This is a genomic window from Salinibius halmophilus (genome assembly GCF_003577475.1).
In the GTDB taxonomy this organism is placed as follows: domain Bacteria; phylum Pseudomonadota; class Gammaproteobacteria; order Pseudomonadales; family Natronospirillaceae; genus Salinibius; species Salinibius halmophilus.
In genome coordinates, this window is record NZ_QPEP01000003.1 from 55,567 (window position 1) to 71,603 (window position 16,037).

Here is a 16,037-nt window from a genome sequence, read left to right on the forward strand (position 1 = left end):
AACCTTCGCCCGGATGCATCAAATCCCCCGTAGGTTGTACGGCGCATTTTTTTGCGCCGGGCAACGTGCATCGCTACCGATCAATGTTTCCCAAACCTTTGGTTTGTGAAACCTACTCTAAATCCATATCTATTGCCTTGATTTCAATTTCACTGTCGCCATAAAACTTGCGATATGAACTATACGGCCACTGGCTAACACGCTCACAATATCCATGTTTGACGGGATTATAATGGATGTAATCAACATGCATCTGCCAATCATGATCGTCCCGTAAAACATGCTCAAAAAACCGTCGCTGCCATATGTTTCGCCCCACAGAGCGGGTTACATGCTTCTTGATGAGCTGCCAACGCAATGGGAAATTTGCGTCATCTTCGGGTAACTTCCAGATCATGTGCAAATGATCCGGCAAGATAACCGATGCCTCTATATCGAAAGGGTGTTTTTCTTTTGCGTAACGCAATCCATTGCGAATGGCATCAATGTTATCAATAAAAACAGGCGCACGGTGATTGCTTGCCACAGTAAAGAAATAGTGACCACCTTTGATAAATACCCGGCGATATTTCATAAACATCCTTGTTTAGATCGTATGGTGTTTTTTCGGTTGGTGTTTCCCAAACCTTCGGTTTGTAAAACCTTGTATCTACGCTTTATCCTGAATGTCTGTTGCTTGTACTTGTTTCCCAAACCTTTGGTTTGTGAAACCTACGAATGATCATCGTAGGTTGTACGGCGCGTTTTTTTTGCGCCGGGCAACGTGTATCGCTACCGATCAATGTTTCCCAAACCTTTGGTTTGTGAAACCTACGCTTTATCCTGAATGCCTGTTGCTTGTACTTGTTTCCCAAACCTTCGGTTTGTGAAACCTACTTGGCGCTGGCTGCGGCGGCCATGGCTTCGAATTGTTGTTTGAGGAAATCTTCCGTGGTTTTTAGGCGGCTGATGATTTTATCGTTAAACAAGAACTGCGACTTGTAGCGTTCTTCCACTTGCAGCATGCGTGCATCAAGGTCAGCTCGCTCCTGTTCGATATCGGCTTTTTCGTTTTCGAGCGCTTCGGTTCGTTTAGTGATAAAACCGGTTCTTGAAAGCATGTCTTGCAATAGGGTTTCTAGGTCTTCGGCGATACCTTGAACAAAGTTAACCGAACCGCGCTCGCCAAGGCTACCGCCTGTAACGCGAACTTTAATGTCTTTTGCTGGGCTTTCTTCACCCACGGCGTCTTTACCATTTACCCCAGCGGTAGTAGTGGTAAAACCAAATAACGCCGTACCGCCACTGGTGATTTCGTCCACTTTTACTGTTGACTGCTCACCTTTACTCACCGAAAAAATGCCAAAAATACCTGTGTTTTCGTCGAACTGAACATCAACAGATTTATTGGCAGCACTCAAGGCAGAGTCGCCGTTAATCGCTGTTTTTAGCGCGTCGGCTAAGGAATTCCCCGACGCATAGGCACCCTCGGGAACGGTAATTTCGCCACTTTGTGTGCCATCAATGGTTAGCTTGAGTGTATTGTTACTGCTGGTTACCAGTGCCGAGCCGGAGTCAAAATCCCAACCTGCACCACCCAATAAATAACCATTGGTTGCGGCTTCGTTGCCTGCAGCCCCTGTGAGTACCTGACCATCGCCAATGGCTTCCACACCACCAATTGTGCCTTCAACATCTTCGCCTGTGGCTTGCGCGCTGGTAGAAACTGCCTCAGCACTCAAACCAAGTTGCGAGATAGCCGTTAACGTTGGGTTACTAATGCTTACTGTGGTCTGGTTGTCGAACAAAATATTGAAGCCACCAGTGGCTGAGCCATCTTGCACATAGCTCACCGTAGCAGCACCATCAAAACCTTGATACGAGCCACTAGATAGCCCTAGCGCGTCTTTGCCATCGGCATAATTAGCCGCTACGAGGCCTAGGTCGGTATTGCTACCCGAGGTATCGGCACTAACAATTTCTATGGCAGCGTCAGCACCAAAGGTATCAAGTGTTTGCTCACCATTTTTGGCGACCGACTCAAAATAAACTTGGTTTGAAGCATCGAGCTTGGCAACAATATCGCCAGCGGCAAAGGTGTCGCCAGTTTCCGCTAGCAACGCTTCATCAATCGCCGACTGAATCGCAGCGAGCCTGGTTTGCGCATCGGTACCGGCGGTCGCGCCGTCTACCGTTACTTCAAACTCTTGCCCAGCCATGCCTAGGGTGAACACTGCGTTGTTGGTAGAAAAATCAATATCGGTTGATAAGTCGAGCGAACCCGCTGCTGTACGCGCGCCTCGCCCGTCACTAACAACCGCTAACGACTCTGTTGCACCCGTAGCAATGGTATTTAGCACCAAAGCGCCATTTGCTTCTAATGTTGCTTCAACCCCTTGTGCATTTAACTGGGCATTTAAATCGGCCAACGGATCAGAGCCATCGCCTGTGGTAAAACTGAAGGTTTGCTCGCTGCCATTAATATTGAGCACAATTTCGGCTGGGTCGTCGGTAAAGTTAACCGCCGACAAGTCGCGCGAGCCCGCCTCGGTTGTTGCACCGGCTGCCGAGCCGGCAATGGCTGGGTCGGCATTGATGGCCGCTTGAATGGCAGCGGCCAGTTCATCGCCTGTTTGATATGTACCGTCTGGAATTGTAATGGTGCCAGACGACGTGTCGCCTAAACGGTTGCTAATGGCAATTTCAAACTCTGTACCAGGGTCTACCACTTTGCCACTTGTGGCCGTTTGGTTCTGCAACCCAAGCACATCTGCACCCGTGGTAGCCACATTCGACAACGTAATCGTTTGGCTATTGGCTGCCGCATCGGTTCTAAAGGTTAAGCGGTTAAACTTGTCGAACTCAGCCGTAACATTGGTCATGCCTTGTGAGTTCAGTTCCGACTGAATATATAACAGAGCGTCATCACGGTTGCGATCGGTTGTGACATTGCCGTTCAAATCCACAATATCCGACCAATCTTCATCCAACACAATGCTTGCGCTGTTCACAACACCATTGTCGTCGACCGAAATATCAAAGCTAACCGTATTGTTAGCGAAGTCGATACCGTTTTCTGGCTGCACTTCTTTAATGCCACCGGTTGTGGTGGCAGCAAACGCGGCTTCGTTTAACGTAGCGTACTGGGCGCCAGCAATTTCACCTTGGCCAGATGGAGATAACCCGAAGGTATTAGCCACCGAAGGATCGGCAGAGACAAATTCAATTTCTGACTTGCTACCAAACTTATTAGAGGTAACGCTGAACCTGTCTTGGGCGTCGTCGAAGTTGACGGTTACCCCTTTTCCAGCCGGTGCCGACTGATTGATTGCATTTTGCAACGCCAGTGCTAAGTCTTCGCCCGTAGCGTAACTACCCTGCTCTAAATTAACGGTAAACTCGCTGTTATCCACCGACATGCGAAACGAATCATTCGAGCCATCTACTACCACCGGCGATGTAAATGCTAAAGCAGCCGTTGTTTGCCCAACTAAAGTAGCTTGCGTGGCAAGTTTACTTACCGTGATATCGTATTCACCTGGCACGGTATCGGCCGAGCGAGTAATGTAGCGAATAGAGCTGTCGGTTGTTTGCACATCTGTGGCGAGCAAACCGGCCACGTCTTTAGCATTGTTACTGAGTGCGGCAGTAAACTTGGCGCTGTCGAACGCTAGCTTGTAGCCATCGGTGGAATCGGTAAACACGCCGATATCTGCCAACGAACGTACAGATGCATCGCCTAAACCATCCACAATGCCTGTCATCAAAGACCGCACCTGGTTATTCACTCGTCGAATGGTGGAATCACCATTTAACAAACCACCCACATTTTCGTTCTGGTCGTACTTGGTGACCTCTGAATACACGGTGCGGTACTCGTTGTAGGCCTCCACAAACTCTTCTACTTTGGTGGCCATGCCTTGTGTGTCGCGGCTTAAGTCGAGCGAAATAGAGCTGCCTGTTGTTTCTTTTAAATTAAGGGTAACGCCCTTAATCACATCTGCCACAAGGTTGTTTTTTGAGGTAATGGCTAAGCCATTAACCGAGATATTGGCATTGGTACCCTGCTGGGTTTCGTCCATATTGGCGGTTGGGTCTTGTTGAGTCTCGTTGTACGCCAATTGGCGCAAACCGGCATCACCGGTTGCTTCAATGCGCATGGCATATTCTTTACCGGTTTGTTTAGACGACAACAACAAACGAAACCCCTGGCCGTCGTTCACTAACGACGCTTGCACGCCACCATCAGCGTTATTAATCGCATCCCGAATGCCTTGCAGGGTGTTGTTGCTCGAATCGATTTCAATATCAAAACCAGCGACCTCTTCGTTTTGACTAAAGGTATCTATGGTGCCATCTGGGTTGTAGGTGTACTCGCCTAACTGAATGCTTAGCGTGCCGGTGCCGACGGCGTCGTCGAGCCCTTCAAACCGTGTAGATGCCAGCGAATGTGCTTGAGCTAGCTGGTCGATGGCAATTCGATAATTGCCTTCCTCGGCCAAACTTGAGGTGGTGACCGACAGGGCATCGTCGTTACTAATGTTGGCATTTACTTTTAGTATCGATTTGCTGTCGGCCAAAGCTTCTGCTTTCTGCTGCAGCTTAGACAGCGTAGTGGTGTAGGTGCCATAAGCAGAGATTTGCGCTTCTACTTTTGCCGTTTTGGTATCTAGGCGCAACTCTGCTGGTTTACGCTCAGCATTCACTAGCTGATCTACCAGTTCATTGGTTAGCAATCCTGAGCCAATACCTAAACTTTCAATGCTCGCCATGGTTCACCTCGTGCAATGCCTAGCCAAACCACCAGACAACAAAAAACAGGTGTAAGAATAGTCGGCTTAACTGCCTTATTCTTAACACCTGTTTGGTTAAGTTGCTCGCCATTTTTGTAGCGAGCAATTTACAAAGCCATTAAACCTGGGCTGAGAACAACCCGAATGGCTCGTTGTCTTTCAAATTTCGCGCCAACTCTAGCGCTTCCTCGTTGGGAATTTGCCGAATCAGCTCGTCGGTTTCTTTATCAAACACCTGGACAATGGTACGGCCACTGTCTTCATCCATTTGAAAGTTGAGCTTGCGTTCAATGTTTTGAACATGGTCATTGAGTTTTGCCACCACGTCCTGCATTGCTTCTGGGTTAGTTGTCTGCTGTGCTTGGGCGTCTTCATTCGCTTTATCAGCTTTTGCTTCGGCTTTAGCAACCAGTGCAGGTTCAACCTCTTGCGTTGCAAGATCGGCCTTTTTTGTAGGCTCCGGCGGCAATTTTTTGCCGCCAGCATCTACTGCTGGGCGTGTGGTGTTGAGATTAATCTCACTCATATCACACCTCCTGACCTATTAGAACCAAGGGGCGCTAGGCGCCCCACCCGGTCGGACTAGCCGACGATTAACCCAGTAGCGACAGTACCTGCTGTGGTCGCTGATTCGCCTGCGCCAAGATCGAAATACCGGCCTGTTGTAGCACCTGGGTTCGACTTAGCTCCGCCGTTTCGGCAGCGAAGTCGGCATCTCGAATACGAGAGTTCGCAGCCGTTAGGTTCTCAGACGTAATCGTGAGGTTACTAATGGTCGATTCAAAGCGGTTTTGAATCGCACCCAAGTCTGCACGAGTACTGGCTACCGTATCCAGAGCGTTATCTACCGCGGTAATTGCCGCCTGCGCCCCTTCAAAGGTTGAGATGTCGATGTCTTTTAAGAACTGACCATCTTCACCGCCGCCGAAGGTGCCAACACTTAAACCTAACGCCTCAACTTCATCAGCACCATTGGTGCCCACTGACACTTCAAAAGTCCCTGCACTTTCAAGCTTCACTTGGCTGTATGTTGTCTCGTAGGTCTGCGCTTCGGCGCTTGATTTAGCATTAGTGCCATTTTCACTGGCACCGAATGTACTCTCACCAATGCCATCAACAGCCTTATCAAGACCAAACAACTTACCAATTGAATCCGAGTTTCCTGAGCGATCATCGATCGCTACTGATATATTGCGTCCATCGCTAGCGGTGAGAGTCAAAGACTCACCATTGTCGACAGCCATAACACCAGTTTTCTCGGAATTTTGATTGATGAGGTTCAGCGCATCAGCACGAGCGCGGTCTAGATCAATTGTCACGCCATCCCCTTCAGCCTGCAGCGTAACAGTACCGACACTTACACCATTCAAGTAAATACCAGCCTCATCTCCCACAGAAAAGTCTTGAGCATCGGCAGCTTCGGCTCCTTCACCACCAACTACTTCTGTAGCCAGTACAGTGGCAGTCACACCGGTTTCCTCTGACACTTCATTAATGGCAGCTGCAACGGCGATACCAGACAATGATTTTTCAGAACTTTGAATTTTAAAGCCATCTGACGAGAGTACAGCCGAAGCAGTATCTTCGCCCACTTTAGCGGAACCTATCGATACACCATTTATTAATAGATCACCATCCTGTAGGCCGTTAATACCATCGTAGGTACCAGAGCCACTAGAGCCTGTGAACAGTTTGCCTGTCGCCTCTGGATCTGACATAGAGACAGTAACGTCCTCGCCAGTATCAGATTGAAACGCAACCTTGCCACCAACTGAAACAGCTTCGGTGCTAATTTGAGTAGACCCACTGGATAAGCCCCTACCTTGACTATTTGTAGAGTTTATCTGAACATTGTTGCTACTATAATTATTAATATTTAGCGTGAAGCTATTTCCATCGGCCGCTAATTCGGCGGAGACCTGCAAATCTTCAGTTGCAAAGTCCGCATTATTAAAATCATCGACAATTGACGCTAACGTCACATTACCCGCAGAGTTTGATGTGATTGTAAATGAAGCGCCACTACTCCCGCCAGTCAAGGTAAGTTGATCACCCGCCTCTAGGTTTTGAGCAGTGAAAGTAACAGAAATTTCTTCCCAGGCACTCACGCCGTCTTCAGCATCAATTTGAGCTGCGATGTCTGAAACATTACTCCCAGCAGCAATAGTAATAGGACTTAAATCTTGAGTACCCACTTTAATGTTTATGTCTACTTCAGACTCAGTACTAATACCTGTTGGTTCAGTACCATAACTATTGAGCGACTTTACTACCCCATTTGTTGTAAAGAAATCAGTAGCGCCAGTGCCATTAGAGAACGTTAACTCAACATCATTAGCATTATCTGACACAAAGACTAGGTTACCTTGCATCTCATTAGTGGACGCACCAACAGCAAAATCAGCGTCACTCGCACCGCCATTCATCACAACACCAATGTCTGCGGTGCCATCAGTACCGAAAGCTAAAGAGGAGCTACCTGCGTTGAGTATAGAAACATTTACAGACAACTTATCTGCCGATAAACTAGCAACGACATAGCCGCCGTCTGACGAAGCAACCCCTGTGAACGTTGCATTGTTAATACTATCAACTAAATTCTCAGCATAAGCTTGTTGCTCAGATGCATCATTTAAACTAGTCGATGCTTCTGCTGGTATGCTAAAGACTTGATTGTCAATGGTAAATGAGCCTGCAGCTGTGTCAGAATTACCAAATTCAGCAATGTTTAGAGTTAAGTCTATTTTCTCAAAAGCTGTAACACCTGCAACTCGACCCGTAATGCCCGCAGATCCATTAGCCATAGCCGCTACAACATCTGCAGCGACAATAGTCCCTGTGCCGGTCGCACCCAAGGACACAACCAAATCATTCGTTATAGCAACAGCTGTAGTAAAAGTGTTTACGGCTGTACCAGCCGCATCACCAACAGCAGTAAAGTTTGCCGCTGTTTTTGTTAACGTGCCTTCAATTGATCCACCACCAATTGACGCAGCACTTTCTGCACCGGTTTTTACTTCACTAACATTCACTGCCGTCGCGCGGTCATATGTGCCAGCCACAAGGCCGGCATTGTCGATATCACCTTTACCAGTACCATTGCCGCCTTCAATCTCAATGGATTTAACGTCGCCCTCGGCAATTAAAGTATAGCCACCTGTGTAAACCTGTGCGTCCGAAGCCAAACCAGTTGCCGCAGCAGTTAAAGTTCCCGAAAAATCAAGGTCAAGCTCTATATTTCTCCCATCCTCGGCTATAAGAGTCACCCCTTCCGCATCCGACTCTCCGGCGATAGCCCGAACGCCTGTTTGGTTAGCAACCGAGTTAATCGCCTCTTCAACCGCTGCTCGTGTTTGCGACGTATTAGTGGTAGTTGACAATTCAATTTCGACGCCATTGAGCTTGAGCGTACCAGAGGTTACCGACCCGGACATCTCACTACCAGCAGCAACGTTCTCATTAGCAAAAGCCTTCACACCCGTTTGATCTGTGAAGCGATTTATTGCCGCAGCTTTTGCAATTGCTGATGCGGCGGATTCCGCGGTTGAAGCTGTATCATCCTCAGCTTTTGATGCAGCGATGGCTACACCATTAATAGTCAAATCACCATTTTCAATTGCACTGTTAGAACCAACTGCCGTGACGCCCACTTGATCGGACGCCCCTAACTTAGCAGCAGTCAACTCACCAATTTCGATGTCAACGGTTTGGCCTGCATTTGCACCAATCTGGAACGTGCCATTAAAGTCACCATCAAACAGTTTACGGCCGTTAAAGGTGGTTTCTTCGGAGGTACGGGTAATTTCCGACACTAACTGTTTTACCTCGGCTTGCAGTGCCAAGCGGTCATCGTCTGAGTTAGTGGCGTTCGATGACTGAACCGCTAGCTCTCGAATACGCTGTAGGCCGTCCGTCATTGACTGCAGTGCACCCTCGGCAGTTTGTGAGAGCGAGATGCCGTCACCTGCGTTACGAATGGCCACTGCCAAACCTTTGGTTTGTGATTCGAACCGAGTCGAAATTGCCAGACCTGCCGCATCGTCTTTGGCGCTGTTGATGCGTAGGCCGGATGACAGGCGGTTCAGCGCTGTTTCATTAGCAGACTGTGAGCGATCCAAGTTACGCTGGGCCGTCAAAGACGCAATGTTAGTATTGATAATTTGAGGCATGATTGTTTCCCCCTAGCCTTCCGGCCATCTCAGGTTCCTAGGGCTATTCAGCCAACCTTGAGTGGTCGGTGTTAACGTTACGGCTATGAGTATCGGCGGCATTTTAACCAACTTTAGACTTTTTTTACATCTCACCAAAAAATCAAAGCGCTCGAGAAGCAGATAGACAGCTAGCGGAAAAACAACTGCCAGTCAGGTTCAGGGTCATTGATGGTGAGGCCGAGCCTAGGATCATCATTAGACAAGTCAGAGAGAAAGAATTCTGCATGGGTAGACCATTGCGTACATAGCTTTTCTAAGGACTTTTTCCACTCATCCACCAGACACTCGATATCTAGTTCATCAACACTCTTTATAGAGCCGTAAAGCGCTAACGAATACCACCACAGCACCCCCCGAATGAGGAAGAACGGTTGTTGCCGAGCTCGCTCAGCTGTCTGAGGCAATATGGTGTGAAACTTTACAATGGCCTCATAAACGGACTCTTCGGTTGCAGTCACATTTCTAACAACGGACAATATTTTATTTGAGCTTTCTCTAATAAAATCGATTATCTGGTTTTCGTAGCTAGAAATGATGGATCCGTCAAACTCTTCGAAACTTGACAACACAGATTTAACATCAACATCATTCACCGTCGCCTCAGACATAACCTCCTCCAGAAGCCCCAAATCGACAAATCTTGCATTTTTTATCGTTAAGCCTTTGGAAAAATTAAGTACAACATTAGGCCTATAATGCGCAACAGCCTGCTCTAAACGCTGTTTTGCTGAGTCAAATACCGTTGTTGTATAAATGCGGCCATGAACATTTTCTTCTTTGAAGTATGACTTTTCTTCAATCCCTCTTGCTACCTTATTTAAGTTTTCGTTTGCGGATCCGTCATAATAAAATGACTTTTTAGAATGGTGTCGATCACCCTCAACGTAGCCATAATCCAAGCCGGTTAGTATTAGTTTTTTAAAACCAAGAGTGCATGTTACTGAAAATGCAGAGTTCGTAGCAGTTGGTCGGTCACCATGAACAATATCTAGCTCACCATTCAACAAACTAAGGAACGATGTTTCCGACCCTAGATAACACGCGGAATGGTTAAACAACTCAAATGTACCTGGGTGAATTTGAAGCGCACCCACAAATGGCACATCCCGAATTTTGTCCGCTGGCATTAGCTTGAATGCAGACAAGGTCGAATAGTCAGATTCTAATGAAACTGCCAAATCGGGCTTTATGCCGTGGTTTACTAGCGTATGAAGCGCACTGCATGCTGCAACTACAAACAACTTGTCCCTATTCGATCTGATGAACTCAGCAGCATCATCCAATGATGGTCCATTGCCGCATATTATGGCCCACCGATCCGTAGGCTTAACAGCGTTAGCTCTTAAGATCCGTGGAGACTGTCGGGCATTGTGGAAAAACTGATTAATCTGATTTATATCATCGTCATAATACCCCCAAGAAGTCACGTGAGCAATCAGCTTATCTTTTACTGATTGCAAAATCCCTTTATAGAAATCAGTTGACAACCCCGAAAAAACAGAAAATGTCATCAAAGGATAGATAGGAACTCTAAAATATAGCTGATTCCAAAGGTCATTATGCAAAATATTTTGAACATTACTCTCAGAAACCCTTGAATCACCACCAAAAATTATAAAACTTATCGCTTTATTTCTTACATTCAAAAACTTTCCACAAATCTTACCCCAATCAACAAACATCAAACTATAGTAGAAAAGCTCAGGATCTTTTTCTACAAATACAATCTGATCGACTTCTCTATGATTCAATATTTCATCAACATGCAACCCCGACTCCACACCAAAAAAAACAAGCAAAGGTATCCGACTTCCTACTAAATACCTATTTCTTACTTTGTCACTTGGATTAATTTTATCCATATAACGGTGCAAATGCCCATAAAAAAACCTATTTGGATTAAAGTCATTTTTGGTTGGCAAAGCAAACGTACGAACAACACTTTTTTCAGAAACTTCTGATAAAAAATCTCTAGCGCTCTCTTTGTAATGCTGTTCCATTCCAAAATTATAAACAGCTACACCATCCAATAGTAAATTAAAGTCATCAGAAGTTGGATCATAGTGCAACTTGTACTTTTTCGGGCTATACCCTGAATACATCTGAAACAATTGAGGATATTTTTTTTCAAAAAATTTTAAATTCTTCGCTAGATTATCAGACAAAAAGTTTATATCACGCACATTCTACCCCTAGTTAACAACCACAACTCTAAAACCAAGACCAAGTAACGGTGTACTGTCCAATCACTTCTAATTGAAAAAACAATGCAAATACCAGACCAACTAACAATAAATCACACATTCTCTTGTTTGCCTCAAGAACCAAGGACCCAACGACAGAGTGGCAACAGATTTCCGACAAACTTTTGACTCTGGAGTAAAACTGGCATGATGTGTCAACTGTTTGACAGATTTCCTTAAATAAGCACTGAAACCCAATACTTTTTTTGGCACGACTCCTGCTTTAAATTGGATTGATTCGCAAGCAATGGGTAGTCAAGCTTTTGAAATCCATAAAATCACTACATTGATGAGTACAGTGAACGAATAATGATCCCTTACGGCAAACAAGACATTGAACAGCACGACATTGATGCAGTCGTTGAAGTATTAAAATCTGATTTTTTAACTCAAGGACCATACGTTCCTAAGCTAGAGAAGCTAATTGCGAGCAATGTCAATGCGGCTGAAGCGGTTGCAACGAACAGCGCAACGTCAGCGCTACATGTTGCGTGCTTGTCTCTCGGTCTTAGTAAAGGAGATTACATTTGGACAAGCCCGATATCATTTGTCGCTTCTGCTAACTGTGGACTTTACTGCGGCGCTTGTGTTGATTTCATCGACATCGACAGCGAAACTTACAACATTTGCCCACATGCGTTAGCTAAAAAGCTGGAGAGTGCGAAGTTAGATAACCGGCTGCCGAAAATCCTTGTGGCCGTCCATCTCACAGGACAATCGTGCAACATGGAACAAATAAGAAGACTCTGCAACATCTACGGGGTTCGAATTATTGAAGACGCTTCTCACGCTATCGGAGGTAGGTACCAAGACTATCCTATAGGCTGCTGTAGATATTGTGATATCACTGTCTTCAGTTTTCATCCAGTTAAAATCATAACTACTGGAGAAGGAGGCATGGCTACAACAAACAACTTGGAGCTTGCAAATAGAATGCGGTTGCTTCGTAGCCATGGCATTACTCGCCGAAATGAAGACCTAACAAACGAGCGTGATGGACCGTGGTATTACGAGCAGCAAGAGCTCGGCTATAACTATCGTATGACCGATATACACGCAGCTTTAGGGATCAGTCAATTGAAACGGCTACAAGAGTTTGTTTCTCGTAGAAACGAACTAGCCCTAAGATACGACAAATTATTATCAGACCTGCCAGTTTTAACGCCATGGCAACATCCAGATTGTTATTCAGCTAGGCACTTGTACATTGTTCGAATCCCCAATGACAGCTCAAAAATAAGTCGCGACGAAGTCTTTCTAGAGATGATAAACCAAGGAATCTCAGTAAATGTTCACTACATTCCAATCCACACCCAGCCATTCTACAAGAAAATGGGATTCCAGGAGAATGATTTTCCAAACTCTATCAAGTATTACCAAGAGGCTATAACTCTTCCTTTATTTCCAAGCCTGACTGAGAAAGAGCAAAACTATATAGTTAGCAGTTTAAAAAGAGCTCTCAATCAATGAAACTAGCATTAGGAACCGCGCAATTCGGGTTGAAGTATGGTATTTCCAATATATCGGGAAGAGTCCCTTTAAAAGAAGTATCAGATATTGTTAGCTACAGCAGAGAGGTAGGAATTAATTATATTGATACAGCATCACTATATGGGTGTAGCGAAGAAGTACTAGGTGGTATAAACACCAGTTCCTTTAATATTGTAACCAAATTCCCAGCAATGCCGCTCTGCGACACCTTACCGAGTGATTTTATTCAGGATAGTTTGACCTCATCATTAGCAAAGCTCAGGCAAGAAAGTATCTATGGCGCGCTCCTTCACCGCCCAATGCAACTTTTAGAGAGCTATGGACCACAGCTATATAGTGAGTTAGTTAGGCAAAAAAGACTAGGATTCATAAAAAATATAGGTATCTCAATCTACTCGCCTGCTGAACTTGACTTGCTCACCAAGTTTGATTTCGACCTAGTTCAGACCCCTATGAATATACTAGATAAAAGACTGGCAAGCTCTCATTGGCTCACAAAACTTAAAGAAAAAGGTATTGAGGTTCATGTTCGATCTTGTTTTCTGCAAGGGCTTCTGTTGATGCCCAAGAGGAGTAGACCAAACTACTTTACCAGATGGAGCCCATTATTTGATGTGTATGATAATTGGTTAGCGGAAGAAGGCATTTCACCAATTCAAGCATGCCTTGGATTCCTTAAAAGCTTTCCTGAGATTGACAAAATTGTTGTGGGCGTCGAGTCCCTTTCTCAGCTTAAGCAGCTAATATCAGCATACAAAGGCGAGACTATAAACATCCCAGCCGAACTAAACTCAAATGACATTGATTTAATTGAACCATCTCGGTGGAAATTGTAAACATGAAACTAGGCATAATCGGAATCTCTGAGGGCAATGGTCATCCATATTCATGGAGCGCCATATTCAACGGATATTCTAAAAAACACATGGAATCTTGTGGATTTCCAGTTATCCCAAGGTATCTAGAACACGAAAGATGGCCGAACTGCCAAATATCAGGCGCTACAGTAACGACAGTTTGGACGCAAGATATCAAAACTTCAACAAAGATATCAAAAGCATCAAACATACCAATCATTTCAGAACATCCTGAAGACATGATCGGCACTATTGACGCCTTACTTCTTGCCCGCGATGATGCGGAAAACCACTTTGACATAGCCAAGCCATTTCTTGATGCGGGATTACCTATATATATTGATAAACCTATCGCCTTATCTCTGGAATCACTTCGAAAAATATATCGTAATGAAAGATACCCAGGCCAGGTGTTCACTTGCTCAGCATTGCGTTACAGTCAACAGCTTCAGATTTCTTATCACGATCGACAAGAACTAGGTGACATAAGAGAGATAGTTGCAACTACTCCTAAATGCTGGAGTAAGTATTCAGTGCATATAATTGAGCCTGTGTTGAAGATGCTCCCTACAGGAGATCGACTACTTTCTTACGAAAAAGAAAAAGACAATAACCACGCCGAATCTAGCACTTTAATTGTACGTTGGAAAAGTGGAATCCAAACCAAGTTCATTGCATTAGGGGATACTCAAGCTGAAATATCGATTAAGGTAATAGGTGCAAAAAGCACCAAACTACTTACGTTTTCAGATACATTCTCAGCATTCAAGGCTGCACTCTCTGATTTCATCAGCGGCATTAGAAGCAACACTATCAAATCACCCAAACGTTTTAATGAGCAAGTCGTGGACTTGATTGAGAAAGGAATGCCATGAATAAGACAATATTAATCACAGGTGGCACAGGAAAACTCGGACAGAAGTTCGTAGAGCACTTTTCAGAAAAGAAGTGGACCGTAATATTTACCACAACCAAGCAGAAAAAAGGCGCCGATCTGCTAGACAAATTGAACTGCTCGGATAACACCTCGTACAGAGTAGTCGACCTACTTGCAAAAAATTCCATTTCTGATCTCCTAAACGGGCTTAGGAGTGAAGGAATAACTGTAAATCATTTAGTCAACAATGCAAGAAATCTCGACTTTCTTAAGACAGATAGCGCAGGATATTCATCTCGCGACAACTTCATGAATGAATATCTTTTAGATGTAGTAATACCATATGAGCTGTCTATCAGACTAAGCGAAATACAACCAGAAGCGCTAGAGTCAATCACTAACATCGGCTCACAGTACGGCATTGTAGCCTCGAATCCAAACTTGTATGACAACCATACTCAGTCCCCAATCCAATACAATGTTGCAAAAGCTGCATTGAATCATCTAACACGAGAATTAGCAGTGCGCCTTTCTGAACACAAGATAAGGGTAAACTGTATTGCGTATGGAGGAGTGGAAGGGCGAGCAAGGTCAGACTTTAAAGACCGATATGCATCACTTTCACCTAATGGCCGAATGCTTGAGGAGAGCGAAGTTGCAGGTCCGCTCGATTTTTTAACGTCTACTGGTAGCAGCGCAGTAACAGGGCATACACTTATTGCAGATGGAGGCTGGACTATATGGTAAAAAAAAGAATTGCAATAATTCCCGCTCGTGGAGGCTCTAAGCGAATTCCGCTAAAGAATATTGCTACATTTTGCAACAAGCCGATGATTGCTTGGACGATCGAAGCTGCTAACCGGTCAGGGCTATTTGATCGTGTACTCGTATCAACAGACAGTGAAGAGATTGCTACAGTGGCTAAAGAATGGGGAGCAGAAACACCTTTTCACCGAAACAACTATGCAGACAGTCATTCACCCGTTAGCCTAGCAACAATTGCTGCACTACAGCAGGCGATGGAGTACTGGGAGGAAGACTACGACTCAGTGACCCAGTTGATGCCCAACTGTCCTCTTAGAGACGCAAATAGTATAATTGCCGCCGTCGAGAGTTTTGAGCAGTTTGATAGGGAGTTCCAAATAAGTTGCTTCAAGTACGGCTGGATGAACCCATGGTGGGCAGCAAAACTTGATGAAAATCAAAGGCCTGAAAAGCTCTTTCCTGAAGCGGTAACGAAAAGATCACAGGACTTGCCAGAGCTATTTTGCCCTACTGGGGCAATTTGGATTGCTAAAACCAAGCCTCTCTTCTCCGAACAAACGTTTTATGGCGCTAATCATGTTTTTGAACCACTCTCTTGGGAAGCGGCGGTCGACATTGACGATTACGACGATTTATTTTTTGCAGAAGTTGTAAAAAAAATGAAATCACAAAAGAAAATGAGCAGTTAAATGCATTTTCTACTCACCGAGGATATTGATAAGATCATTCCCAGCAAAGCATTAAAAAAATCACACTACTCGTCTAGTCAATATGTGATTGATATGCAACCCAGTCATACCATCAAACAGGCGCCGTAAAGC

General features: G+C 45.1%; 11 protein-coding genes. 6 read left to right on the plus strand and 5 right to left on the minus strand.

The features are described from left to right. Positions 1-112: 112 nt before the first annotated feature. From DUW71_RS03680 to DUW71_RS03700, 5 genes are all read right to left on the minus strand, one after another. Positions 113-574 (minus strand): REP-associated tyrosine transposase, encoded by a 462-nt coding sequence (locus DUW71_RS03680; RefSeq protein WP_158583856.1) that lies wholly within the window; start codon positions 572-574, stop codon positions 113-115. A 298-nt stretch (positions 575-872) separates the two neighbouring features. Then, on the minus strand, positions 873-4,751 hold the full coding sequence (gene fliD / locus DUW71_RS03685) for a flagellar filament capping protein FliD (protein WP_119393890.1): 3,879 nt from the start codon (positions 4,749-4,751) through the stop codon (positions 873-875). 139 nt (positions 4,752-4,890) lie between these two features. Beyond that, complete coding sequence (locus DUW71_RS03690; RefSeq protein WP_119393891.1) at positions 4,891-5,298, minus strand: flagellar protein FlaG; 408 nt, start codon at positions 5,296-5,298, stop codon at positions 4,891-4,893. Positions 5,299-5,365: 67 nt separating this feature from the next. Beyond that, a complete protein-coding gene (locus DUW71_RS17980) occupies positions 5,366-8,941 on the minus strand; it encodes a flagellin N-terminal helical domain-containing protein (protein ID WP_119393892.1) in 3,576 nt (1,191 codons plus the stop codon). A 170-nt stretch (positions 8,942-9,111) separates the two neighbouring features. Then, positions 9,112-11,166, minus strand: a complete 2,055-nt coding sequence (locus tag DUW71_RS03700) for a motility associated factor glycosyltransferase family protein (RefSeq protein ID WP_119393893.1) — start codon at positions 11,164-11,166, stop codon at positions 9,112-9,114. 369 nt (positions 11,167-11,535) lie between these two features. Here DUW71_RS03700 and pseC point away from each other — a divergent pair, with 369 nt between their 5' ends. The 6 genes from pseC to DUW71_RS17935 are packed head-to-tail and all read left to right on the plus strand — an operon-like array spanning position 11,536 to position 16,034. Continuing rightward, positions 11,536-12,696 carry a UDP-4-amino-4,6-dideoxy-N-acetyl-beta-L-altrosamine transaminase gene (gene pseC / locus DUW71_RS03705; protein WP_119393894.1) on the plus strand — a complete coding sequence of 387 codons (1,161 nt, stop codon included), beginning with the start codon at positions 11,536-11,538 and terminating at the stop codon, positions 12,694-12,696. Continuing rightward, positions 12,693-13,553 carry an aldo/keto reductase gene (locus tag DUW71_RS03710; protein ID WP_119393895.1) on the plus strand — a complete coding sequence of 287 codons (861 nt, stop codon included), beginning with the start codon at positions 12,693-12,695 and terminating at the stop codon, positions 13,551-13,553. Before pseC ends, DUW71_RS03710 begins: the two co-directional genes overlap by 4 nt. Before the next feature lie 2 nt (positions 13,554-13,555). Then, positions 13,556-14,449, plus strand: coding sequence for a Gfo/Idh/MocA family oxidoreductase (locus DUW71_RS03715; protein WP_119393896.1), 894 nt, complete (start codon positions 13,556-13,558; stop codon positions 14,447-14,449). After that, the gene (locus DUW71_RS03720; protein WP_119393897.1) at positions 14,446-15,198 is read left to right on the plus strand and encodes an SDR family oxidoreductase; all 753 of its coding nucleotides are present in this window, start codon (positions 14,446-14,448) and stop codon (positions 15,196-15,198) included. Before DUW71_RS03715 ends, DUW71_RS03720 begins: the two co-directional genes overlap by 4 nt. Further along, on the plus strand, positions 15,192-15,905 hold the full coding sequence (locus tag DUW71_RS03725; RefSeq protein ID WP_199671144.1) for an acylneuraminate cytidylyltransferase family protein: 714 nt from the start codon (positions 15,192-15,194) through the stop codon (positions 15,903-15,905). The genes DUW71_RS03720 and DUW71_RS03725 overlap by 7 nt, the downstream gene beginning before the upstream one ends. After that, complete coding sequence (locus tag DUW71_RS17935) at positions 15,906-16,034, plus strand: hypothetical protein (RefSeq protein WP_267896643.1); 129 nt, start codon at positions 15,906-15,908, stop codon at positions 16,032-16,034. The last annotated feature ends 3 nt before the right edge of the window (positions 16,035-16,037 follow it).